The 23,311-nt window shown below is 43.4% G+C and carries 27 protein-coding genes; 8 read left to right on the forward strand and 19 right to left on the reverse strand.

Going from position 1 to position 23,311, the window contains the following annotated elements; all coding sequences use genetic code 11:
• The 9 genes from CTN07_RS09375 to fkpA all read right to left on the reverse strand — a co-directional run.
• Positions 1 to 128, reverse strand: a 128-nt coding sequence (locus CTN07_RS09375) for a GTP-binding protein (protein WP_247437801.1), incomplete at its 3' end; no start/stop codon positions are given.
• Positions 129 to 227: 99 nt separating this feature from the next.
• Positions 228 to 2,333, reverse strand: coding sequence for an elongation factor G (fusA, locus tag CTN07_RS09380; protein ID WP_005302779.1), 2,106 nt, complete (start codon positions 2,331 to 2,333; stop codon positions 228 to 230).
• A 96-nt stretch (positions 2,334 to 2,429) separates the two neighbouring features.
• Positions 2,430 to 2,900, reverse strand: a complete 471-nt coding sequence (gene rpsG, locus CTN07_RS09385) for a 30S ribosomal protein S7 (protein WP_005302777.1) — start codon at positions 2,898 to 2,900, stop codon at positions 2,430 to 2,432.
• Between the two features lie 100 nt (positions 2,901 to 3,000).
• The gene (rpsL, locus tag CTN07_RS09390; protein WP_004399892.1) at positions 3,001 to 3,375 is read right to left on the reverse strand and encodes a 30S ribosomal protein S12; all 375 of its coding nucleotides are present in this window, start codon (positions 3,373 to 3,375) and stop codon (positions 3,001 to 3,003) included.
• A gap of 176 nt (positions 3,376 to 3,551) precedes the next feature.
• Entirely contained in the window at positions 3,552 to 3,845 is a 294-nt protein-coding gene (tusB, locus tag CTN07_RS09395; RefSeq protein WP_036764718.1) for a sulfurtransferase complex subunit TusB, read from the reverse strand.
• 7 nt (positions 3,846 to 3,852) lie between these two features.
• Positions 3,853 to 4,209, reverse strand: a complete 357-nt coding sequence (gene tusC, locus CTN07_RS09400; RefSeq protein WP_036764716.1) for a sulfurtransferase complex subunit TusC — start codon at positions 4,207 to 4,209, stop codon at positions 3,853 to 3,855.
• A gap of 11 nt (positions 4,210 to 4,220) precedes the next feature.
• Positions 4,221 to 4,613 carry a sulfurtransferase complex subunit TusD gene (gene tusD / locus CTN07_RS09405; protein ID WP_036764715.1) on the reverse strand — a complete coding sequence of 131 codons (393 nt, stop codon included), beginning with the start codon at positions 4,611 to 4,613 and terminating at the stop codon, positions 4,221 to 4,223.
• Positions 4,610 to 5,332, reverse strand: coding sequence for a helix-turn-helix transcriptional regulator (locus tag CTN07_RS09410; protein ID WP_036764714.1), 723 nt, complete (start codon positions 5,330 to 5,332; stop codon positions 4,610 to 4,612). Before CTN07_RS09410 ends, tusD begins: the two co-directional genes overlap by 4 nt.
• A 197-nt stretch (positions 5,333 to 5,529) precedes the next feature.
• Positions 5,530 to 6,402: an FKBP-type peptidyl-prolyl cis-trans isomerase gene (fkpA, locus tag CTN07_RS09415; protein WP_005302700.1), complete on the reverse strand. Its 873-nt coding sequence runs from the start codon at positions 6,400 to 6,402 to the stop codon at positions 5,530 to 5,532.
• Positions 6,403 to 6,591: 189 nt separating this feature from the next.
• On the opposite strand from fkpA, the gene CTN07_RS09420 reads away from it, so the two are divergent.
• Positions 6,592 to 7,569: a WD40 repeat domain-containing protein gene (locus tag CTN07_RS09420; RefSeq protein ID WP_005302698.1), complete on the forward strand. Its 978-nt coding sequence runs from the start codon at positions 6,592 to 6,594 to the stop codon at positions 7,567 to 7,569.
• A gap of 6 nt (positions 7,570 to 7,575) precedes the next feature.
• On the forward strand, positions 7,576 to 7,797 hold the full coding sequence (locus tag CTN07_RS09425; RefSeq protein ID WP_005302697.1) for a SlyX family protein: 222 nt from the start codon (positions 7,576 to 7,578) through the stop codon (positions 7,795 to 7,797).
• Positions 7,798 to 7,876: 79 nt separating this feature from the next.
• Here the strand turns inward: CTN07_RS09425 and slyD are convergent, their stop codons facing one another.
• From slyD to kefG, 4 genes are all read right to left on the reverse strand, one after another.
• The gene (gene slyD, locus CTN07_RS09430; protein ID WP_005302695.1) at positions 7,877 to 8,446 is read right to left on the reverse strand and encodes a peptidylprolyl isomerase; all 570 of its coding nucleotides are present in this window, start codon (positions 8,444 to 8,446) and stop codon (positions 7,877 to 7,879) included.
• 73 nt (positions 8,447 to 8,519) lie between these two features.
• Complete coding sequence (locus CTN07_RS09435; RefSeq protein WP_036764713.1) at positions 8,520 to 8,729, reverse strand: YheV family putative zinc ribbon protein; 210 nt, start codon at positions 8,727 to 8,729, stop codon at positions 8,520 to 8,522.
• Between the two features lie 40 nt (positions 8,730 to 8,769).
• Entirely contained in the window at positions 8,770 to 10,590 is a 1,821-nt protein-coding gene (gene kefB, locus CTN07_RS09440) for a glutathione-regulated potassium-efflux system protein KefB (protein ID WP_005302693.1), read from the reverse strand.
• Positions 10,580 to 11,161, reverse strand: coding sequence for a glutathione-regulated potassium-efflux system ancillary protein KefG (gene kefG, locus CTN07_RS09445; protein ID WP_005302691.1), 582 nt, complete (start codon positions 11,159 to 11,161; stop codon positions 10,580 to 10,582). The genes kefB and kefG overlap by 11 nt, the downstream gene beginning before the upstream one ends.
• A gap of 227 nt (positions 11,162 to 11,388) precedes the next feature.
• Here kefG and CTN07_RS09450 point away from each other — a divergent pair, with 227 nt between their 5' ends.
• The 4 genes from CTN07_RS09450 (at position 11,389) to CTN07_RS09465 (ending at position 15,728) form a co-directional block, all read left to right on the forward strand.
• Positions 11,389 to 13,317: an ABC transporter ATP-binding protein gene (locus CTN07_RS09450; protein WP_005302689.1), complete on the forward strand. Its 1,929-nt coding sequence runs from the start codon at positions 11,389 to 11,391 to the stop codon at positions 13,315 to 13,317.
• Between the two features lie 151 nt (positions 13,318 to 13,468).
• Positions 13,469 to 14,464, forward strand: coding sequence for a hydrolase (locus CTN07_RS09455; RefSeq protein WP_005302686.1), 996 nt, complete (start codon positions 13,469 to 13,471; stop codon positions 14,462 to 14,464).
• 46 nt (positions 14,465 to 14,510) lie between these two features.
• Positions 14,511 to 14,726 carry a YheU family protein gene (locus tag CTN07_RS09460; protein WP_036764712.1) on the forward strand — a complete coding sequence of 72 codons (216 nt, stop codon included), beginning with the start codon at positions 14,511 to 14,513 and terminating at the stop codon, positions 14,724 to 14,726.
• A 132-nt stretch (positions 14,727 to 14,858) separates the two neighbouring features.
• Positions 14,859 to 15,728, forward strand: a complete 870-nt coding sequence (locus CTN07_RS09465) for a phosphoribulokinase (protein WP_005302684.1) — start codon at positions 14,859 to 14,861, stop codon at positions 15,726 to 15,728.
• A gap of 49 nt (positions 15,729 to 15,777) precedes the next feature.
• Here the strand turns inward: CTN07_RS09465 and CTN07_RS09470 are convergent, their stop codons facing one another.
• On the reverse strand, positions 15,778 to 16,182 hold the full coding sequence (locus CTN07_RS09470) for an OsmC family protein (protein ID WP_036764711.1): 405 nt from the start codon (positions 16,180 to 16,182) through the stop codon (positions 15,778 to 15,780).
• Between the two features lie 386 nt (positions 16,183 to 16,568).
• On the opposite strand from CTN07_RS09470, the gene crp reads away from it, so the two are divergent.
• Entirely contained in the window at positions 16,569 to 17,201 is a 633-nt protein-coding gene (crp, locus tag CTN07_RS09475) for a cAMP-activated global transcriptional regulator CRP (RefSeq protein WP_027250650.1), read from the forward strand.
• 157 nt (positions 17,202 to 17,358) lie between these two features.
• Positions 17,359 to 17,541, forward strand: coding sequence for a hypothetical protein (locus CTN07_RS09480; protein WP_036764709.1), 183 nt, complete (start codon positions 17,359 to 17,361; stop codon positions 17,539 to 17,541).
• 101 nt (positions 17,542 to 17,642) lie between these two features.
• Here CTN07_RS09480 and CTN07_RS09485 read toward each other — a convergent pair whose 3' ends face one another.
• The 5 genes from CTN07_RS09485 to CTN07_RS09505 form a co-directional block, all read right to left on the reverse strand.
• Positions 17,643 to 18,449 carry a DUF1338 domain-containing protein gene (locus tag CTN07_RS09485; RefSeq protein ID WP_005302677.1) on the reverse strand — a complete coding sequence of 269 codons (807 nt, stop codon included), beginning with the start codon at positions 18,447 to 18,449 and terminating at the stop codon, positions 17,643 to 17,645.
• 30 nt (positions 18,450 to 18,479) lie between these two features.
• On the reverse strand, positions 18,480 to 19,943 hold the full coding sequence (gene astD, locus CTN07_RS09490) for a succinylglutamate-semialdehyde dehydrogenase (RefSeq protein ID WP_005302676.1): 1,464 nt from the start codon (positions 19,941 to 19,943) through the stop codon (positions 18,480 to 18,482).
• Between the two features lie 10 nt (positions 19,944 to 19,953).
• Complete coding sequence (gene astA / locus CTN07_RS09495; RefSeq protein WP_005302673.1) at positions 19,954 to 20,973, reverse strand: arginine N-succinyltransferase; 1,020 nt, start codon at positions 20,971 to 20,973, stop codon at positions 19,954 to 19,956.
• Positions 20,974 to 21,077: 104 nt separating this feature from the next.
• Positions 21,078 to 22,298 carry an aspartate aminotransferase family protein gene (locus tag CTN07_RS09500; protein ID WP_005302672.1) on the reverse strand — a complete coding sequence of 407 codons (1,221 nt, stop codon included), beginning with the start codon at positions 22,296 to 22,298 and terminating at the stop codon, positions 21,078 to 21,080.
• 344 nt (positions 22,299 to 22,642) lie between these two features.
• The gene (locus tag CTN07_RS09505; RefSeq protein WP_005302671.1) at positions 22,643 to 23,227 is read right to left on the reverse strand and encodes an aminodeoxychorismate/anthranilate synthase component II; all 585 of its coding nucleotides are present in this window, start codon (positions 23,225 to 23,227) and stop codon (positions 22,643 to 22,645) included.
• Between the last annotated feature and the right edge of the window lie 84 nt (positions 23,228 to 23,311).

The following is a 23,311-nucleotide window of genomic DNA, read 5'->3' on the forward strand; positions in this document are numbered from 1 at the left end:
GAACCGCCGTATACTTTAGAAAGTACAGTACAGATTGCTGCAGTTAGAGTTGTTTTACCGTGGTCAACGTGGCCGATTGTACCAACGTTAACGTGCGGTTTCGTACGTTCAAATTTTTCTTTAGACACAGTCGTGTTCCTTCCTAGTTAAGATACGTCCCCTACTAGGTCGGGGACGCGTCCGAAGTTTGTATTTTATGCGCCAATTTAGCTTGACGCAAGATTCAATTAAGATCGCTCTGCAATAATTTTATCAGAGGCATTCTTTGGCATTTCAGCGTATTCGCTAAATTCCATTGAATAAGACGCACGGCCTTGAGTTGCCGAACGCAAACTCGTTGCATACCCAAACATGGCAGATAGTGGAACTTTAGCGCGGATAATCTTAATACCCGCTAAGCCTTCGTCCATACCTTCGATCATGCCGCGACGACGGTTTAGATCGCCTACAACATCACCCATCCAATCTTCTGGGGTTGTAACTTCTACTTTCATCATTGGCTCAAGAAGAACAGGATCAGCTTGAAGCGCACCTTGTCTTAGTGCCATTGATGCAGCGATTTTAAATGCGATTTCTGTTGAGTCAGCATCATGGTATGAGCCATCAAATAGTGTTGCTTTCACATCAACCATAGGATAGCCAGCCAATACACCACTCTTCATTTGTTCTTCAATACCTGTCGCTACCGCACCAATAAATTCTTTTGGTACGCTACCGTCAGCGATTTCATCAACAAATACAAAACCTTCACCTGGTTCTGATGGTTCTAGGCGTAACCATACATGACCGTATTGGTTACGTCCGCCAGTTTCACCAGCTTGACGAATGAACTTACCTTCAACTTCTGTAGTACCACGAATAGCTTCACGGTAAGCAACTTGAGGGTTACCTACGTTACAGTCGACGCTAAATTCACGCTTCATACGATCTACGATGATGTCGAGGTGAAGCTCACCCATACCAGAAATTAATGTCTGGCCAGATTCTTCATCATTCTCAACACGGAAAGATGGATCTTCAACCGCTAGCTTAGCTAATGCGATAGCCATCTTATCCTGATCTGCTGTTGAACGAGGTTCTACAACGATCTGAATTACTGGTTCAGGGAAGTCCATACGCTCTAGAATCACTTTATGATTCTGATCGCAAAGAGTATCACCTGTTGTTGCGAATTTAAGACCAATAGCTGCGGCAATATCGCCAGCACGTACTTCTTTGATCTCTTCTCGTTTATTCGCGTGCATCTGCACGATACGACCTAAACGTTCGCGTTTTTCTTTAATGGTATTGAAGACAGTATCACCGGAGTTCACAACACCGGAGTAAACGCGCATGAAAGTCAATGTACCAACAAACGGGTCTGTTGCAATTTTAAATGCAAGAGCTGCAAACGGCTCTTTATCGTCTGAATGACGCTCAACAGGGTTTCCGTTTTCATCTTCACCTGTAATTGCTTTTACTTCTGTTGGTGAAGGTAGGAAATCAATAACAGCATCAAGTACGGCTTGTACACCTTTGTTCTTAAATGCAGAACCACAAGTTGCTACTACGATTTCATTGTTTAGGGTACGTTGACGAAGACCTGCCTTGATTTCTTCTTCAGACAGCTCACCTTCTTCAAGGTATTTATCCATTAGTTCGTCGTTAGCTTCTGCTGCCGACTCTACTAAGTTCATACGCCACTCTTCTGCCAACTCTTGCATGTCAGCAGAAATGTCTTCATAGGTAAAACTAGTACCTTGATCAGCTTCTGACCAGTTAATGGCCTTCATTTTGATCAAGTCAATTACACCTTTGAATTCGTCTTCAGAGCCAATATTCAGCTGAATAGGCACTGGGTTTGCGCCAAGACGGGTTTTAATTTGCTCGATGACACGAATAAAATCGGCACCGGTACGGTCCATCTTGTTAACGAAAACCATACGTGGAACTTCATAACGATCAGCTTGACGCCATACAGTCTCAGACTGAGGCTCAACACCTGAAGAACCACAGAACACAACAACAGCACCATCAAGTACGCGAAGTGAACGTTCAACCTCGATTGTGAAGTCTACGTGTCCTGGAGTATCAATGATGTTGATTCGGTGCTCGTCGAATTGACTGTCCATACCACGCCAGAAGGTGGTTGTTGCAGCAGAGGTGATCGTGATACCACGTTCTTGCTCCTGCTCCATCCAGTCCATAGTAGCAGCGCCGTCGTGTACTTCACCGATCTTGTGAGATATGCCTGTATAAAACAGGATACGCTCGGTAGTTGTAGTTTTACCAGCGTCAACGTGAGCACAGATACCAATATTTCGGTAGCGCTCGATAGGCGTTTTACGAGCCACGGTTGTATCCTCTTACTAAGGTGAACCTTAGAGTATGGTTTAGGCACAGCAAGCCAAGCTTGCTGTGCCCAATTTTTATTTACCGAGTAGGTATGATTACCAACGGTAATGTGCGAACGCTTTGTTCGCGTCTGCCATACGGTGAACGTCTTCACGTTTCTTAACAGCAGAACCTTTGTTGTCAGCCGCGTCTAGCATTTCTGCAGCTAGGCGAGCAGCCATAGATTTTTCACCACGCTTACGCGCAGCTTCAACCAACCAACGCATAGCTAGTGCGTTACGACGTACTGGACGTACTTCTACAGGCACCTGGTAAGTTGAACCACCCACACGGCGAGATTTAACTTCTACCGCAGGACGTACATTTTCAAGAGCTTTTTCGAATACAGCTAGGTGTTCTTCACCAGAACGCTCAGCCATAGTGTCTAGTGCAGTGTAAACAATTTTTTCTGCAGTAGATTTCTTACCGTCAACCATTAGGATGTTAACGAATTTTGCCAGCAATTCAGATTTGAATTTTGGATCTGGAAGGATCTTACGCTGACCGATTACGCGACGACGTGGCATGGAAATTCTCCGTTGTCTTCTTCAGGTTTTTTCCAAAACTTTTCAGTTTTTTCAAAAAATTAAAAATAATTTAGTGTTTGGCCTTACTTAACGGAATCCATTAAGACTTAGGACGCTTCACACCGTACTTAGAACGACCTTGTTTACGGTCATTAACGCCAGCACAGTCTAGTGCGCCGCGAACAGTGTGGTAACGCACACCTGGAAGGTCTTTAACACGACCACCACGGATAAGAACAACGCTGTGCTCTTGAAGGTTGTGGCCTTCACCACCGATGTATGAAGTTACTTCGAAACCGTTAGTTAGACGTACACGACATACTTTACGTAGTGCTGAGTTAGGTTTCTTAGGAGTAGTAGTGTATACACGAGTACATACACCACGCTTCTGTGGGCACGCTTCTAGTGCAGGCACGTTGCTTTTTACAACTTGCTTAGCACGTGGCTTACGTACCAACTGGTTAATAGTTGCCATTAAATAGCTCCTGAATATTACTTTCGTAAGGTGAAAAATCTGCCTCCCAACAACAGGAGGACGCGAAATTTTAGGCGTGGCACACTAGGGTGTCAAGATCTAACCAGCGATCAAATAGATGATCATTTCTTAAACAATCGCTGATAAGAGCACAATTAAGCGACATTTCACTTAATTTAATTCCAATGCAATTGACTTTCGTGACGACTGGAAATATCAACAAACCCTTGATAATCAATAACATTAATTAGGTTTGATATTTTATTTATTAATCCACGAGCAATAATATCTTCATTTAAAAAATAAATTTTCGCCTGAGAATTTTTTATCTGATCCAGCCAAATATTTTCATCAACTGCTGCAATAACAGCATCCTGATACAGGATAATTTCGTCATCACAATGACTAAAGTTTAGACAATCCAGTAAAGATTGGCTGCTAAATGGTGAACTTGTAACAGTATGAAGCATGTTATTCTCAAAAAGTGAGTAAGCGCTGAACTTGATGGGCTTTTTGCATGATATCGGCTCTTGGGCATACGGTAACATCAATTAAAAGATCCGCTTCTGTCAGCCCTCTTTCTTTCAATGCTTGTTCACACACATAAACCTGCTCAATATCATAAAGGTCAAACATTTTAAAAGTTGCAATATAATCACGACTTAAGATCTGTTGTGGTTGCTGACCTGACACTAGCTGCAAAACGCCATCACCAATAAAAAAGACCTGAATATCTTCGCAATAGGCTGATGCTGCTAATACTGCATCGAGACCTTCTCGCCCACAGCTGCTACCATGAGGACTACTGCGAAAAATAAAGCCTAATGTTTTCATCTTATCGCCCTTTAAAATTGCATCACGCGATCTGCGGTCAGTAGGGCCTCTGTTAACCCCCCTAACCCAGCTTGTTCAAAACCATCAGCAAGATTATGACCACTTAGCTGATTTTGTTGAGCTTCTTGCCGCCCGACAATACCGCGACGCAAAGCCGCTGCGACACAGGTTTGCAACTCAATTTGATGCGAAGAAGCTAACTCTTGCCAAGCTTTCACAAGGTCAAACTCATCACTGGCAGGTGCAGTGAGAGATGAGCCATTATAGACACCATCTTGATAGAAAAAGATGCGGCTAATATGATGACCTTGCTTTAATAGCGCTAAGGCAAATTGATACGCTGAACGAGCCGATTGAGTGCCGTAAGCAGGCCCATTAACAACCAGCGCATAATTTAAACTCATTTTTCGCCATCCTCGGTTTTACGCTGACGAATATACAGATACACCGTATGCTTCGAGATATTGAGGCGATCAGCAACACGGTTAATCGCATCTTTAATATCAAAAATGCCCTTATCAAACAGCTCCATCACAATCTGACGATTCTTAGCATTATTTGATACGGCTTTATCGGCGTTAATCTCTTCGATAGTTCGCTCAACTGTCTGATCAACCAACTCATCCACATCACTGGCAAAATTGACTGACGATGCCGCCTGTTTTGCTTCATCGGTTGGCATAAAGGATTGTAGTATCTGTGAAAAAGGTGCGTCTAAATTAACGTTAATACACAAAAGGCCAACGATATTATTATCACCATTACGGATAGCAATAGTGATCGATTTCATTAAGGCGCCGCCTTTTGCTCGAGTAAAATAAGCGCGAGAAAAGTTGCGTTCAGAGCCCTCGATATCACGTAGCATACGCAGGGCTAAATCGGTGATAGGAGAACCCACTTTACGCCCGGTGTTCTCACCATTCGCAATTTTTATCGCTGAGGTATTTAAATCTGCTAATGAATGCAAAACGATTTCACAAAACGGACCAATAAGAGCCGCTAAACCATCAACAACCGCTTCGTAAGAGCGCAAAATGATATAGTCATGTTCCGTAAAGGTGCGCGTTTCTATAATGTCGCTCTCAACCATTAGTTCTGTATTTAAATTTTCTGTCGACATCACGATTCTTTATCTTCCATGTAAATACCCATTCCATTCACAGCCTAAAACTGTCCACTTTGGTATAAATAGATTATCAATAGAATGGGCAACATTTAAAAACTTGTGAGTAAGTTTATCAGATTATTGATAAGAAAAGACCCAGCAAATGCCGGGTCTGAAAGGTAGTTGAATATTTTTTGCAACAAATGCGAGCTAAGTTACTGAGCTTTAGCTGCACTTTCTGCTTGAGATGCCGCTTTTGTTACTTCTTTAGCTGCTTCTGTTGCAGGTTTTTCAGTTTTACCTTTAATGCCAACAAGCTCTACTTGGAATACCAAGGTTGAGTTAGCTGGAATGCTTGGGTTAGCTTGTGAGCCATAAGCCAATTGTGGTGGAATCACAAATTCAAACTTAGAACCCACAGGCATTAGCTGAACACCCTCAGTCCAACCAGGAATAACTTGGTTTAGAGGGAAAGTTGCTGTTTGATTACGCTTATAAGAGCTATCGAATTCAGTGCCATCAATTAGCGTACCTTTGTAATGGACTTCAACAGTATCAGTTGCAACTGGTTTTGGACCTGTACCTTCTTTTTCAATCTTGTACATTAGGCCAGATTTAGTAGTTACAACGCCCTGCTCTTTTGCAAATTTCTCACGGAACTCAGTACCCGCTTTTAAGTTTTGCTCAGATTCTTGTTTTGCTTTTTGTTGAACAATTTCAGATACACGCTTATCAAGATCTTGTAGTGCCTGTTGAGTTTGCTCTGGAGTTAGACGGCTCTTATCTGCAAATACATCTTCAACACCAGCAAGAACATCTTTACGATCTAGCTTAATACCAAGCTCTTGTTGTTGATCTAGATTAGCTGCCAAGTATTGAGCCAAAGAGGCACCAATCGCATATGCTGCTTTTTGGTCTTCTGTTTTAAACTCAACCGCAGTCGCTTTTTCAGCAGGTGCTGCCGCTGATACAGTTTGCTCCGCTTTTACAGGCTCAGCAGGTTTTGTATCTGCTTTATTTTCGTCCTGACAGCCTACAGCTAAAAAAATCGTTGCAGCAAGCACAGACATCTTTAGAACAGGTTTCATGTATTTCTCCATTTATGGCAGAGGAATGCCTCATTTTTTTATTAAACTTTTCGATTACAATATGAAAAGCAATTGTTACCAATATACTACTACCAGTTCATTAAGTAACTGTTTGATGACCATTATTTCAGTTAGTTAATCACTCTAGTGGTATTTCCATATAACAAAGTAAAGCGGAACCTCAGCTGAATGCGCCAAGTAACAGTTTTACTCTTCCTTATTGTGGCATGCTTTTCTCTAACAGGCTGTCTTTTTAATGAAAAAGCCGTACAAGGTTGGGATATTGATCCACAAGGGGCGACAACGCTAAGTCTCAATCCTCAAGGTCAAATCGCACTTGTTGCATCTAGCACGCAAGGATTAAGCTTGTGGGATTTACATCAATCAAAAAAGCTTGCCACACTTGGTTGGCAAGATCCTGACCACAATCTTATTTTACACTCGGCTTTTTCTAACAACTCCCGCTTCGCCATCACCGCAACAGCTCAAACATTTACCGTTTGGGATCTTGGGTGGGGCAGAGCTCTTGGCTTATGGTCCATTGATGACGCAATCATTGAAGACGTCGCTATTGCCAATAATGGAGAGAAAATTGCACTCGCCCTTTCAAACAACAAGGTGTTATATCTCAACTTAGGCACAGGTCGACGATTAGAGTTCCTTGGTCATCGAGAAAAGGTGAATAGTGTGGACATGTCCGCAAATGGTAAATACGTCTTATCGGGAGGGAGCGACAATAATGCTTTTTTATGGAGTACCCAAACAGGGCAAGTGATCTATCCTTTTCCCATGAAATCAAGAATTACGCAAGTTGCATTACAGCAAGATGGACGTTTTGCACTGGTTGGAGATAGCACAAAACATATCGCTATTTGGGACCTTAAAACAGGCCAACAACAGAGCAAACTAAACGTAAAACTGCGACAACAAATCATTTCGAGTGCCCGTTTCTCTCTCTCGGGGGATCACGTTATTACCGGAACCCCGGCCGGAAGAGTTGAACTTTGGAGTGCACTAACAGGAAAAAATATTAAGCGCTGGCAAATGTCAGGACGGAAAAATACCCGCCCTGCTGCAACCCTAGTGTATGATGTTGCCATATCACCCAATACAACTGCCATCGCTGGAACCTCAGCAGGTCTTATAAATGCATGGTCAACCGAGTAAAAGACAATGACAGAACAGCAACAACTACTTGCTCGTATTGATGAGCTTGAGATGAAACAAGCCTTCCAAGAGCAGACCATTGAAGAGCTTAATCAAGCCCTTACTGAGCAACAGTTTCTCATTGAGAAATTAATGCTTCAGATGAAGTTTATGGTAGGAAAAGTAAAAGGCATGGAGCCAAGTAACATGGCTAGAGAATCGGAAGAGACGCCACCACCTCATTATTAATGAATACTTAGATAAGCCCGATTTAAAGATCAAAAAAAGGAAGCCGAAGCTTCCTTTTTTATTATCTTGCGAGCAAGACTTAGTGGCTGCAGCCACAACCGCCATGGCCTTCACCGCCACAACAGCCTTCATCGTTACCATGGTCGTGATCGCCACAATCACCATGGCCACCGCAACAACCGCCGCCTTGGTGTAGGTGACCGTGAGCAATTTCTTCTTCAGTTGCAGGACGTAGAGCAACAACTTCTACATCAAAAGTCAGAGTTTGACCTGCTAGCATGTGGTTACCATCAACCACAACAAAGTCACCATCAACTTCAGTTACTTCAACTGGGATTGGACCTTGGTCAGTATCAGCTAGGAAACGCATACCAACAGTGATCTCATCAACACCGTGGAATACTTCAGCAGGAACGCGCTGAACCATTGCGTCTAGGTACTCACCGTATGCTTCTTCTGGAGCAACAGTTACTTCAAACTTATCACCCGCTTCGTGGTTTTCGATTGCATTTTCTAGACCAACGATTAGGTTGTTGTGGCCATGAATGTAATCTAGAGGTGCTTCAACAGTAGCCTGATCAACTACTACACCATCTTCATTTTTAACTTGATAAGCTAGGCTTACTACGACGTCTTTAGCGACTTTCATGTTTACTCCAATTTGAGCTGAGTGCCATTCGTTACCTGCATGATACAGCAATATTCCCTATCAGGAATACCTTTTACTCATCAGGGGTAAATATTCCAATGACCTGTTGTTTAGTAAAAGTAGAGAGCGAAGCATTCTGCTCTAACGCTTGCGGTACACGCTGATCTGAAAACTGACAGACAACACATTCCACTTTCTCTATCTGGTGTTCTTGCCACCAGCGTAACGTATCTTGTTGATGACAATCAGGACACGTCGCACCGGCAATAAAACGTTTCTTCATTACCTTACTCCACCAATACCTACAACGACTAAGAGTAGATTCAATCCCAACCGTGGTGACGTTCTTGTTCACCACGCATTTCTCGATCAAATAACTCTTCTAACTCTTTACGGGCCTCTTTGGCTCTCGACGTTAAATGCACATCTTCTGAATGATGCGGCAATAAATCATAAAGAGCCTGAGCATCAAGTTTTTGAAAGTGCTCTGCAGCGCGCTTGGCTTTGTAAGGATGCATACCCAAAGATATGAGGGCTTGTCGGCCTAAATCAAGAGCACCAGCAAAAGTTTCCCGGGAAAATCCTTTCACCCCATGACTTAATAGTTGGTGGGCTTCAATCCGACTTCGAGCTCTTGCTAACACCTGTAAATGAGGGAAATACTGTTGACATAAAGTGACCACTTCCATGACCTCTGCTGGATCATCGGTACAAATAATAATGGCTTCAGCTTTCTCAGCTCCAGCGGCTCGTAACAAGTCAATTTGGGTTGCATCCCCATAATAAACCTTATAGCCAAACTTACGTAAAAATTGGATTTGACTCGGGTCTCGCTCTAGGATGGTCACTTTAATTTTATTGGCAAACAGTAAACGCCCAACAACCTGCCCAAAGCGGCCAAACCCGGTAATAATGACTCGGGGTTTACGATCTTCTACGGTCTCGTCCAGCTCAGGTTTCTGCTCTAATGCAAAGCTACGACGATACCAATAATTCTGCCCCATCAGTAAAAAAGGTGTCGTCACCATAGATAGGCTGACAATAACAAGCAGTAAGGAGGTTAATTCGGCACCGAGCAATCCCTGTGAAAACGCGGCCGTAAATAACACAAAAGCAAATTCACCCCCTTGGCTCAAGATTGCAGCCATTTGACTGCGAGATTTAGCACCTATACCAAATAGACGCGCTAGAATGTAAAGCAGTAATCCTTTAATACTCACAAGAGCCAAGACTGCAGTCAGAATCAATATAGGATAAGTAATTAATAAACCAAGGTTGACCGCCATTCCCACGGAAATAAAAAACAGGCCGAGTAATAGACCTTTAAATGGCTCGATGGCAATTTCCAATTCATGGCGATACTCACTTTCGGCCAGTAGCACCCCCGCTAAGAAAGTGCCCAACGCCATTGAAAGCCCTAAGGATTGCATTGCCCACGCAATACCCACTACCAGCAATAACGCAGCTACGTTAAATAACTCTCGAACGCCACTTAGCACCACCCATCGAAAGAGCGGTCTTAATAAAAAATGACCACCAATAAGTAAGGTAGCGATACCACCAAACATCCATGCGAGATCAAGCCAACTTCCACCGCCACCACCTGCTAAAATAGGCAATATAGCAAGCATAGGGATCACAGCTATATCTTGAAAGAGCAACACCGCAAATCCCGCCTTGCCAGTACCACTACCTGAAAGTTGTTGCTCCTCAATAACTCGCAATGCAATGGCAGTTGAAGACAGCGCAAGTCCCATTCCTACCACCAAAGCATCTTGCCATTGCAACTGCATTAGCCATGAGCTTGGAACCAGTAATGCCAGTAGCATCATCAATGCGGTGATCACTAAACTGGTTACTAACACTTGGCTGCCACCTAACCCTAAAATGGGTTTTCGCATCTGCCATAATTTCTTAGGATTGAGCTCCAAACCGATAAGAAATAGCAAGAGAACAACACCAAACTCAGCAAAGTGCATAACAGCATCAACATCTGAGATCAATGCCAGTCCCCAAGGGCCAATCGCGATACCTGCCAATAAATAGCCCAAAACAGACCCTAACCCCAGCCGTTGAGCTATCGGCACCGCGACGACTGCTGCCGCTAAAAAGGTCACAGAAACGGCTAAAAGATCACTGGCCATCACGATCCTCCGGCTTAATAGGAGCAATCAGTAATTCTGGATGTAACAATAACTGACGATAATACTCGCCATGCTGTTGTCGTTGTTGTTCTGGTACTTTACGAGCCCAATGCAGAACCAGCGGAGGTAACCAATACATCTGACACAAATCAGCACACAATTGAAACGGTTTTAAAATGTCATCAAGACTGCACTGGTTGTAACCTTGTGGTGTATACGCTTCTGCTGCTCCACCTGTGGTAATAACAGACAGCCAATACTTACCTTTTGTTGCTATACCATCACCATGGGCAAACCCTTTGCTGAGTACGACATCAATCCACTCTTTTAATAGTGCCGGACAAGAATACATATAGAGTGGATGTTGAAAGATAATAATATCGTGCATCTCAACTAATGCGCGTTCTTGGTGGCAATCAATAAAGAAGTCAGGATAAGCAGCGTAGAGGTCGTGAACGGTGACATGGGGCAGATCGGCAATATGATCAAGCATGACTTGATTGGCCACCGACTGTTGGGGATCCGGATGGGCGTAAATGACTAAAATGGTTAATTTTCCCTGATAATCCATACTATCCTTATCTGTCTTATCACGTGAACCTCTGTTTCATCATACAGAATTGTTACTAAATTTGATCAACTTATTAGCAATTAATTGGGTCTCTCACCAATAAACTTCTATTAAATTAACGAAATTAAGCCAGAACAAGAGGGAAATTTCGCCTGTTGCGGCGGTTTACGGTAGACTGCGAACAGTTTGTGTAAATTTCAGTGGAGCGGGTCTCTCCGGCACTATTCATGATTACCTTTTCAGATATGCAATTGCTGCGTGGCGGCAAAATTCTATTAGATAATGCAACAGCCACCATTCACCCAGGCGATAAAGTCGGCCTTGTGGGTAAAAATGGCTGCGGTAAATCTACCCTATTTGCGTTATTAAAAGATGAGCTGACACTCGATGCAGGCAACTGCCAATTTCCAAATAACTGGGAAATGGCATGGGTTGCTCAGGAAACACCAGCACTTGAACGCGCTGCGATTGAATACGTTATTGATGGCGATCGTGAATATCGAGATCTTGAGCGTCAACTGCAACACGCAGAAGAAGCTGGCAATGGTACTAAAGTCGCAGAACTTCACGGTAAACTCGACGCCATTGGTGGTTACAGTATTCGAGCACGAGCGGCAGAGCTTCTTGATGGCTTGGGCTTCTCTCAACAGCAGATGGAGTGGAACCTAACTCAGTTTAGTGGTGGTTGGCGTATGCGCTTGAACCTAGCCCAAGCACTAATCTGTCGTTCTGATCTTTTGCTGCTAGATGAACCGACCAACCACTTAGACTTAGATGCAGTAATGTGGTTAGAAAAGTGGCTGCAAAGCTATCGTGGCACACTAGTACTGATTTCCCATGACCGTGACTTTTTAGACCCAATTGTTAACCGTATTATTCATATTGAAAACCAAACTATGAATCCTTATACGGGTAACTACTCTTCGTTTGAAAACCAGCGCGCCGAAAAGCTAGTTTTGCAACAAGCGATGTTCCAGCGCCAACAGAAACAAATGGCGCACATGCAGTCATACATCGACCGCTTCCGCTATAAAGCCAGTAAAGCGCGTCAAGCTCAGAGTCGAATTAAAGCTCTTGAACGAATGGAAAAAGTTTTACCGGCGCAATTTGATAACCCATTTACTTTTGAGTTTAGAGAGCCTGCATCGCTACCTAACCCTATCTTAATGATGGATCATGTTTGTGCTGGTTATGGTGATAATGTCATTCTAGATAAAATTCGCCTTAACTTAGTCCCTGGTAGTCGTATTGGTCTGCTAGGTCGTAATGGCGCGGGTAAATCAACCTTAATCAAGATGCTAGCAGGAGAGCTCCCAGCCCTTGCCGGTGAAATGCGCTATTCACAAGGGGTTAAAATTGGTTACTTTGCCCAGCACCAACTTGAAACCCTCTATCTAGATGATAGTCCACTCCAGCACATGGTACGTTTAGCGCCCGAAGCAACCGAGCAACAACTGCGTGATTATCTAGGTAGCTTTGGTTTTAACGGGGATAAGGCACTGGAAAAAGTGGGGCCATTCTCTGGTGGTGAAAAAGCACGTTTGGTACTTGCGCTTATCGTGTGGCAAAAACCAAACTTATTGCTACTCGATGAACCGACTAACCACTTAGATTTAGATATGCGACAAGCTTTGACCATGGCGCTACAAACCTTTGAAGGTGCAATGGTTATTGTCAGTCACGACCGTTATCTACTACGAGCCACAACCGATGACTTGTATTTGGTACATGATCATCAAGTGGTGCCTTTTGATGGTGACCTACACGATTACCATAAGTGGTTAACTGAACAACAACGTATTGAGCGTCGTGAACTTCAAGGTAATAAGGAAGGCGATGAAGTTAAAGAACACAGCGCCGCTAACCGTAAAGAGCAAAAACGTCTTGAAGCAGAGTTTCGTAAACAAACGGCACCACTGCGCAAAGAAATTGAGAAGCTAGATAAAAAAATAGAAAAACTGTCGCAAATTATCAGTGAGGCAGAAACCGAACTTTCTGATCCAAGTATCTATAATGCGGAAAACAAAGTGCGTTTAGCCGAACAATTGAAGCGTCAAGGCGATGCCAAAAGTGAGCTAGATGATGTGGAAATGGATTGGATGGATCGCCAAGAACAACTCGAAGCGATGGAAGCTGAATTTCGTGGTGAAAGTTAGACCATAACATCTACCAACAAAACAACATCATGCCCAGGATACTTTCTTGGGCATTTTTATGCCAATCTGACAATTCCTTTGTGCAATAGATTAAGCTGTGGGTCATCTTCACGTGCTATCATTAGCTCGTCGAAATCAAGGATAAGATTTAATGATGACATTTACACCCGCCTTTGGCCTTGCTAATCCACACCTGCAAACCTTATTGCCACGGTTTATCCATCGCAACCCCCAATTCACACCAGAGATGGAACGTATTGAGACTCCTGATGATGATTTTCTGGATATCGCATGGACAGAGTCGCCCCATAATATAACTCCCGATAAGCCCATTTTAGTGTTATTTCATGGTTTAGAAGGCAGTATTCGCAGCCCATACGCCCATGGTTTATTGCATGTAGCGAAACGCTATGGTTGGCTTGGGGTGATGATGCATTTTCGCGGCTGCAGCCATGAACTTAATCGCCAAGACCGTTTTTACCACTCAGGGGAAACGGAAGACGCCCACTTTTTTATTCAACATCTAAAGCGCCGTTTTCCAAACCAACCTCTGCTTGCTGTTGGCATTTCTCTGGGCGGAAATATGCTAGTAAATTATCTGGCTCAAACTGGGGGAAATAGTGGTATTACCGCCGCTCAAGTAGTCTCCGCGCCTCTGCAATTACAAGCATGCGCTGGCAGAATTGAGCAAGGATTTTCTAAGGTCTATCGCAGCTATCTGTTAGGATCATTAAAAAAGCGTCTTATCGGAAAAATTGAACGTGGTGGCAATACAATGCCAGTTACTAAGCAGCAAGCCGAACAGATAACTTCACTGCGCCAATTTGATGATTTGGTCACGGCCCCCCTTCATGGGTTCCAGAATGCCGATGATTACTACCAACAGTGCAGTGGCATGCAATATCTTGCTCAAGTATCAACACCACTGAGGCTCATCCATGCGAAAGACGATCCTTTTATGACCGATGAGGTGATTCCAACCATGTCATTACCACCGCATATTGAATACACCTTATATCAACACGGTGGTCATGTTGGTTTTGTTACAGGCAGTCTCTTAAAACCTAAAATGTGGTTAGAAAAAACAATTCCAGTCTGGTTTACGGAACAATTAGCCTTAAACAAACAATCATCGCATGGTAGTTAGGTTTAATACTATAATCTGCCAATGTTTTCTTTAGTGGCAAGTTATAATGATTATTCCTTGGCAACAAATTGATAGTGAGACACTCACCAACTTGATTGAACATTTTGTTCTGCGAGAAGGAACCGACTATGGCGAACAAGAGTTAAGCCTTGCAGATAAAGTAGCTCATGTTCGTCAACAATTAGAACATGGTGAAGCGGTCATTGTTTTTTCTGAACTTCATGAGACTGTTGATATTAAATTGCGCTCTCAACTTTGCTAATAGCGAAGATAAATTTCTTCTGTTATATGCGTGCTGTGGCAAATTGCAGCGAAAAAAACGCCCTCTCCTTGCATATTCCTTAACATGTTGTTAATAAATAGCCAACTATAGCAAAGGATATGCAGGGATCTTATGTCAGCCAAACATCCCATTATCGCTGTCACTGGTTCATCAGGAGCCGGTACGACAACGACTTCAGAAGCGTTTCGTAAAATGTTTAATATGATGAACATTAAAGCGGCATGGCTTGAGGGTGATAGCTTTCACCGTTTCACCCGTCCTGAAATGGATGTCGAAATCCGTAAAGCAAAAGAACAAGGTCGACATATCAGTTATTTTGGACCCCAAGCCAACGACTTTCCCCTGCTTGAACAATTTTTTAAGCAGTATGGCGAAGATGGTTCAGGGGAGTATCGTCGTTATCTTCATACCTTTGATGAGGCGGTCCCTTATAATCAAATGCCCGGAACGTTCACCCCTAAACAACAACTGGCAGAGAACACAGATCTCCTGTTTTACGAAGGGTTACATGGTGGTGTGGTTGACGGTGATATCAATGTTGCTCAGCATGTGGATCTGCTGATCGGCATGGTGCCCATTGTAAACTTAGAATGGATTCAAAAAATTGTCCGTGACACCCGAGATCGCGGTCATTCACGAGAAGCGGTCACAGAATCTATCGTTCGTTCTATGGATGATTATCTCAACTATATCACCCCTCAGTTTTCTCGAACCCATATCAACTTTCAACGAGTCCCTACGGTTGATACCTCAAACCCAATTAGCGCCAAAGGCATACCAACACTCGATGAAAGCTTTGTTGTAATTCGTTTCCGCGGGCTAAAAAATGTCGATTTTCCCTATTTACTGGCAATGATCCAAGGTGCCTTTATGTCTCGCCATAACACCTTAGTTGTACCTGGCGGTAAAATGGGATTTGCGATGGAATTGATCATGCGACCACTATTACAGCAGTTGATCGAAAAAGGGAAAATAGGCTAAAGAAAACCATATGGCGAGATAAAGATTCTCGCCATAATTATAAGAAAGCTTATACAGCAACCACTTGATAGGAGTGCGTCAACTCAACGCCTTTACCTAGCATCAAGCAGACAGAGCAGTATTTTTCTAGAGAGTTAGCCACCGTTTGAGCAACTAATGCTTCATCAAGATCAACGCCTGTCACCACAAAATGTAAGTTAGCTTGTGTAAAAAGACGAGGCGCTTGTTCACGACGGGTCGCTGAAACTTGAGCCTCACAAGCTGTAATTTTTTGTCCTGCCGATTTTAATCCCTCAACCACATCAACAGAACTGCAACCACCTGCTGCCATTAAGACTAATTCCATTGGACTTGGCGCCTTATCACCACCATTACCATCCATCACAACACTATGGCCTGAGCTTGATTGACCTAAGAACGTCATCCCTTCAACCCATTTCACTCGTGACTGCATCTTTGACTCCATTTTCAGACAGAATATACGTTTTAAACCTCATTCTTGATGATAAAACAGCAGGTGTAAACCTCTAAATTTAAGCCAACATCGCAAAATGAAGTATGACTTGTAGCACACTTTCAGCCAAACTTTTGTGATGAAATATTAAGCAATTTATAATTAACTGCTAACGGTGTGATCATGTGCACACTTATGAGTACAAAATGAGCGACTCCGTTAGATTAATATCAAGAAAAACCCAAAGAAAAAGGATACACTCTGTAACTATTCAAAGAAGCTTGCAAATTGCAGCGATATGAATACCCTGTCAACGAGTAGTCCTTTGGCCCTTAGACTTAAAAGGAATGCGTTGTTAGGCAACAAATGCAGAGGAAGTTATAAATATGGTTCCAGGTAAACCTCAAACAGATCCAACTCTTGAGTGGTTTCTTTCCCATTGCCACATTCACAAGTACCCGTCAAAGAGCACTTTGATTCACGCGGGCGAGAAAGCAGAAACTCTCTACTACATTGTGAAAGGTTCTGTTGCGGTGTTAATCAAGGATGAAGAAGGCAAGGAAATGATCCTGTCTTACCTAAACCAAGGTGACTTTATTGGTGAGCTAGGCTTATTTGAAGAAGGTCAAGAGCGTACTGCATGGGTTCGTGCTAAAACCCCATGTGAAGTTGCAGAGATCTCTTTCAAAAAGTTCCGCCAACTAATTCAAGTGAACCCAGATATCTTAATGCGTCTTTCAGCGCAAATGGCTCGTCGTCTACAAGTGACTAGCCAAAAAGTGGGTGACCTTGCATTCCTTGACGTAACAGGTCGCATCGCTCAGACATTGCTAAACTTGGCTAAACAGCCAGATGCAATGACTCACCCAGACGGTATGCAGATTAAGATCACTCGTCAAGAAATCGGCCAAATCGTTGGTTGTTCTCGTGAAACAGTGGGTCGTATTCTGAAAATGCTAGAAGAGCAGAATCTAATCTCTGCTCACGGTAAGACCATCGTTGTATACGGTACTCGTTAAGCTTTATAGCTCACGAGATACAAAAAAAACCGCATATTCTACTATGCGGTTTTTTTGTGCCTAAATAGCCACCACTGTCACAGACTCTTCACTTGCAGCAAAGAAAAGTTTTGCTACAGTTAATGCGAACCAATAATTTAAGCATTGAGTGTGATATATGGATATTGAACGCTTCACCGACCATGGACAGAGTCCGGCAACCGCCATCATTATGGATCTTCCTGCTACTGTAGAAATGACAGGATTTACTTCCCGTCGCTATCTTCTCTCTCAGCAACCGCCGCAAGCTCGATCATTTAGCGAAGAAACGCCTTATTGGGCAACCCCTCTTGAACGCTAATATTAATTAACTTCAGTCTAAATGATTTAGGTACGGAAAACGCCTCCGCACCTAAATCATACTCAGTCGTCCAAATACTACCAACCTAAGCTAATACCTCATCAATTCTCATTATTTTGGTAAGTGCTTTCAAAAATACGATTGGCTGAAGCTTCTACAAACCCAGAAAAGAGATCGCCATTTGCCATTGGGTATCGTTTAGCAAACTCATAAAAACCACCCGGTATTAGCTGCTTCCCATCGCTAAACTCCACCATAACTTTATCTGCCATGGTTGAAGATTGCTCCAACATTAATGCAGCACTACCTTTTACTGCGCCACCAGCTTGGTTAATCGCAAAACCATTGTGAGTCAGATAATGATTCACTTCCGCCACTTCAGTAAATTGCTCCAGTGGATTAATACTGACGGTAAAATGATTAGCGCCAAAACCATGGGCCGCCACCCAAGCTGCATATTCACTCTCTTGAGCTAGCATTTGATATTCTTGATAACTCAACGTCCACGGTCTTCCTTGGGATAAAAACATTGAGTTAGAAAAATAGCCATGGGGAACTTGGTCTAACAGTTTGCGTACCAACAGTTGTAATTGGCTAGAACACTGCCCTAACTGGAGCTCACTAATAAAAACCTTGGGCAAAACTGGATTTGGATGTTCAAAGTGCTCAGCATACAGTTTCTTTTCCTCAAACTTATACTGACCTTTTGGCTCATATCCTACCGCGATAAAAGCAGCAGCTACCCGATCTAACCCGCAACGAGGCAAGTTATAGGTGCGCAAAGCAATATGATCGTTCATCAGAGGATCATCTTCTGTCAGCAACTGCTGAACCTTCTCCGCAGAAGGACATAACCGGGTAATGTAATCTTGCCACAACTGGGAAAATAACAATTGGGCTCGCTCCATATCGACTCCTTGATATCACTTGGATTCTATTTAAGGTAGCACAATTCCGGGAAGTAACTGCTCAGGCAATTCGACATCATCCCCTTCAACGGAGGCCATCGGGTAGGCGCAATAATCCGCGGCATAATATGCACTTGGACGTAAATTGCCGGATGCGCCAAGCCCACCAAATGGAGCACTGCCACTGGCTCCGGTTAATGGTCGATTACGATTAACAATACCGGCTCGAATATTGGCAACAAAGTAGTCCCACTGCCCATCATCCAGTGAAATCAATCCAGCAGATAAGCCATATCGAGTTTGATTGGCCAATTCGACCGCTTGCTCAAAACTGCTGTAGCGAATCACTTGCAGTAAAGGGCCAAAGTACTCTTCATCTGGAAGCGTAACTAACTTAGTTACATCCAAAATAGCAGGGGTAATAATGGCCCCTTTTCCTCGCTTAGCCGCTAGGAGTACCTCAGCACCTAACGTGGCTAAATATGCTTGAGCCGATAGTATTTTATCTGCAGCCCCACTTGATATTTGCGGCCCCATAAAAGGTTGCTCAGCGGAAAATGGGTCACCAACATGCAGTTGTTGGGTCACATTAACCAGTTGTTCAAGTAAAGCATCACCTTTATCACCAATAGGGAGATACAGCCGACGGGCACAAGTACAACGCTGACCTGCACTCAAAAATGCTGACTGCACTATGGTATAAACGGTTGCATTAATATCATCACTGCACAAGTCAGTTACAATCAGAGGGTTATTTCCGCCCATCTCCAAGGCAAGCATTTTCTCTGGTTGTCCCGCCAATTGCTGATGAAGTAAATGGCCCGTTTGCGCACTACCTGTAAAAAGTAACCCATCAATCAGTGGAGATTGGGCTAGAGCTTCTCCTGTTGCTCGGCCACCTTGAACTAAGTTAATTACGCCATCAGGTAATCCGGCTTGCTGCCATAATTTCATTGTGACTTCTGCGGTTTTTGGCGTCAGATCTGAAGGTTTAAATACCACCGTATTGCCAGCTAAAAGTGCGGGAATAATGTGACCGTTAGGCAGATGACCGGGGAAATTATAAGGCCCAAACACCGCCATAACACCGAGAGGCCGGTGGCGTAACACCATAGTGTTGTTCCCTTGTTGTTGCCGTGAAAGCCCCGTTCTCTCTTGATAAGCTCGTACCGAAATGGCCGCCTTCCCCACCATTGCACTGACTTCAGTTTTGGTTTCCCATAACGGCTTACCGGTTTCTTCAGCTATGGTGTACGCGAGCTGCTCTTGATGTTCGGTAATCAATTGAGCAAAGCGTTCAACATAAGCTCGTCGCTCAGAAAAGTCTCGGTTACGCCATGTTAACCAAGCAACCCTTGCCGCTTCAATGGCTTGATGAACTTGCTCGTAAGTAGCTTCATTTCCTTGCCATATTGCTTGTTCAGTATAAGGATTGAGAGAAATATGAGTCTCTCCCTGCCCTGCTATCCATTGTCCTGCAATCCATTGACTCATTGTCGCCTCCTTAAGTTAGCGCAACAAAGCGAATACTGTTTCCTGTCGTAACCCGCAAAGCGTCAGCAACTTGCTGAGATAACACCACGGTTTGGCTTTCCTCATCAAATGATAGAGGTGCGGCAACGGCTCGGAAATCTTTACATGAGGTATTACTGATAAGATACTGGCGGCGCAAACTAGGCTCACCAATTTTCACTTTTGCCCGTTGCGAGTGACGTACCGATTCAATATTACGAACATCACATTCAACGGTAGGTCCTGCATCAAAAATATCGACATAACCTCGATTACAAAACCCCTCTTTTTCTAAAAGTTTTAAGGCTGGAAGCGTTTGAGGATGAACTTGGCCTATCACCGCTTGGGCCTCAGGGCTAAGTAAATTGACATAAATAGGCAGTTTGGGCATCAGATCGGCAATAAACCCTTTCTTACCAATCCCCGTTAAATAATCGGCTTGAGTAAAATCTATCGAAAAAAAGTGTTCTTTAAGCCAGTGCCAAAATGGTGAGCTCCCATGCTCATCAGAAACACCTCGCATCTCAGCAAATACCACCTCAGAAAACCGTTCAGGATATTCTGCCATCAACATAAAACGCGCTTTTGATAACAGCCGACCATTCAAACCTTGGCGCCACTCATTACGCAAAAATAGCGTACAAAGCTCGCTGTTTCCTGTGTAGTTATTACCAAAAGTCAGTACTTTCACCACATTGTGCACATTGAGTTTACGCGATGAATGCACCACTTTGCTGATGTGATAAGAATAGAACGGAATGTCTAAACCAATGGCCGCCTCAATCCCTGTTGTCCCAGCGATTTCTCCCGTTTCACTGTCTTCTGCCACCATCAAATAACCTTCACTACAAGGTTGAGTGACTCTCTTATTGAAACTGCGTACTGAATTATCAATTCGACGTTGCAACAGCTCATCATTAACAGGTAAAGAGGTAAACCCATGACCAGACTCTTGTGCACATAATTTTAGTGCCTCAAAATCTTGAACCGATATAGGACGAACAACCAGCATAATATTCCCTCCTATGCTCATTGATGTATACAGAGATAACGCTCTTTAGCAAAGCATGGTCAATGCCAACCATGCTTATATGAGCCGTTCAAATTATGGCTAAGCTAGTGATTTTGATAAAGCTGAGCAATGGCTTGTTCGAGTCGAGCCAATCCTTGTTCAACCTCTAATTTGCTGATCACTAAAGAGGGAGTAAAGCGCACCACATTAGGACCTGCCACTAAAACCAGTAGCCTTTGCTCACCGGCTGCTAACAAGATATCTCGAGCTCGGCCATGCCATTCGGGGGCTAATTCAGCGCCAAGCAGTAAGCCATGTCCTCGAATATCTTGAAAGATAGGATAGCGTTGATTGATATCTGCGAGCCCCTTTTTAAACCATGACTCACGCTCTTTCACGCCAGCTAACAATTCAGGTTTAATAATTTCACTGATCGCAGCTTTAGCAACGGCACAAGCAAGAGGATTACCACCATATGTCGAACCGTGAGTGCCAACCTTCATTGATTGGGCAATAGCTTCGGTTGTTAACATCGCACCAATAGGAAAACCACCTCCTAATGATTTTGCAGTGGCCAAAATATCTGGCGTAACCCCCAGTTGTTGATAAGCATATAAAGAACCAGTACGACCGTTACCCGTTTGCACTTCATCAAAGATAAGTAAGGCTTGGTGTTTATCACACAGCTCACGTACTCCTTGAATAAATTCAGCATCTGGTGAAATAATCCCACCTTCGCCTTGCAGAGGTTCCATCATAACGGCACAGGTTTTATCGGAGATAACTTGCGATAGAGCATCTAGATTATTATAAGGAAGATGGATTACCGCTTGCGGTTTGGGACCAAAGCCATCGGAGTAACTGCTCTGCCCACCGACGGTCACAGTGAAGAAGGTTCGACCATGAAACCCCTGTTTAAATGCGATAATTTGGTCTTTATCAGTACTAAAATGATCCACAGCATAGCGTCTTGCTAATTTGAGCGCAGCTTCATTCGCCTCCGCTCCAGAGTTAGCAAAAAACACTTTATCGGCAAACGTATTAGCAACCAATAATTGAGCCAATTCTAAAGCGGGCTCATTTGTCATCACATTACTTAAATGCCACAGTTTTTGCGCTTGTTCGGTCAGAGCCTGAACTAAAGAAGGATGACAGTGACCAAGACAACTCACGGCAATACCACCGGCAAAATCAATATATTCTTTATCGTCTTGATCCCATACTAGGGAACCTTCACCACGAACAGGGATCATCGCCATCGGTGAGTAACAAGGCACCATCACCTGATCGAACACATTACGTTGTACTTTGTTTTCAGCCATCATCACACCTTCCTTTTGTGATTAAGGGGTTAACCTTAGTATTTACATTTTTTTAACCATTTCCAAGCGCAGAATATTCTTTTTATCTCAATAACGTTTCTTTAATCGCAAACGTTATGCTTAGTTATGCATCAAAATAGCAAAACAATGAAGTATTTTTATTCAAATTTATACTAAATCAAATAAATAGGCAGATATTATTGATGGGGTCGCATAGAAAGATGAGAGGTTATGCAGAAAGGAAAATGCAGCAAATGTGATGTTGATCCGAGCTCAAAAAGACTGAGCCACTTATTTTCTCAGTCTCTACCCTAGATGAGTGAAAGCAGTATCACTCAGTATTGTTATTACGCCTTACGACGAAGAAAATTGGCGAGCAGTTGATGGCCTTGTTCTGTCAAAATACTTTCCGGGTGAAATTGAACCCCTTCTAAAGCCAGCTCTTTGTGGCAAATCCCCATAATTTCATCCCGCTTACCATCTGAGGTAGTGGTCCATGCTGTTACCATAAACTCACTTGGAAGCGTATCGGCTTGCACCACTAACGAGTGATAACGGGTGACGGTTAGAGGGTTATTTAAGCCATGAAACACACTTTGGCCGGTATGAGTTATAGGTGAGGTTTTACCATGCATCGCCTGTTTAGCCCGAACAATCGTAGCACCAAATGCTTGTGCCATCGCTTGATGACCTAAACACACACCGAGTATCGGTAACTTTCCGGCAAAATGTTGGATTGCAGCCAATGATATTCCAGCCTCATTAGGAGTACAAGGGCCGGGAGAGATCACCAAATGAGTGGGATTTAAGGCTTCAATACCCGCTATATCGATCTCATCGTTTCTTACCACTTTGACTTCTGCACCCAATTGGCAAAAGTATTGGTACAAATTATAAGTAAACGAATCGTAGTTATCGATAATCAGTAGCATGGTTATAGGCTCTTACAACAAAGTCGACTTATTGTGCCTTTGCAAATAAGAAAGGCAAGCCCAATTGAACTTGCCTCATGTTTT

It is taken from the genome of Photobacterium damselae (assembly GCF_003026815.1).
In the GTDB taxonomy this organism is placed as follows: domain Bacteria; phylum Pseudomonadota; class Gammaproteobacteria; order Enterobacterales; family Vibrionaceae; genus Photobacterium; species Photobacterium damselae.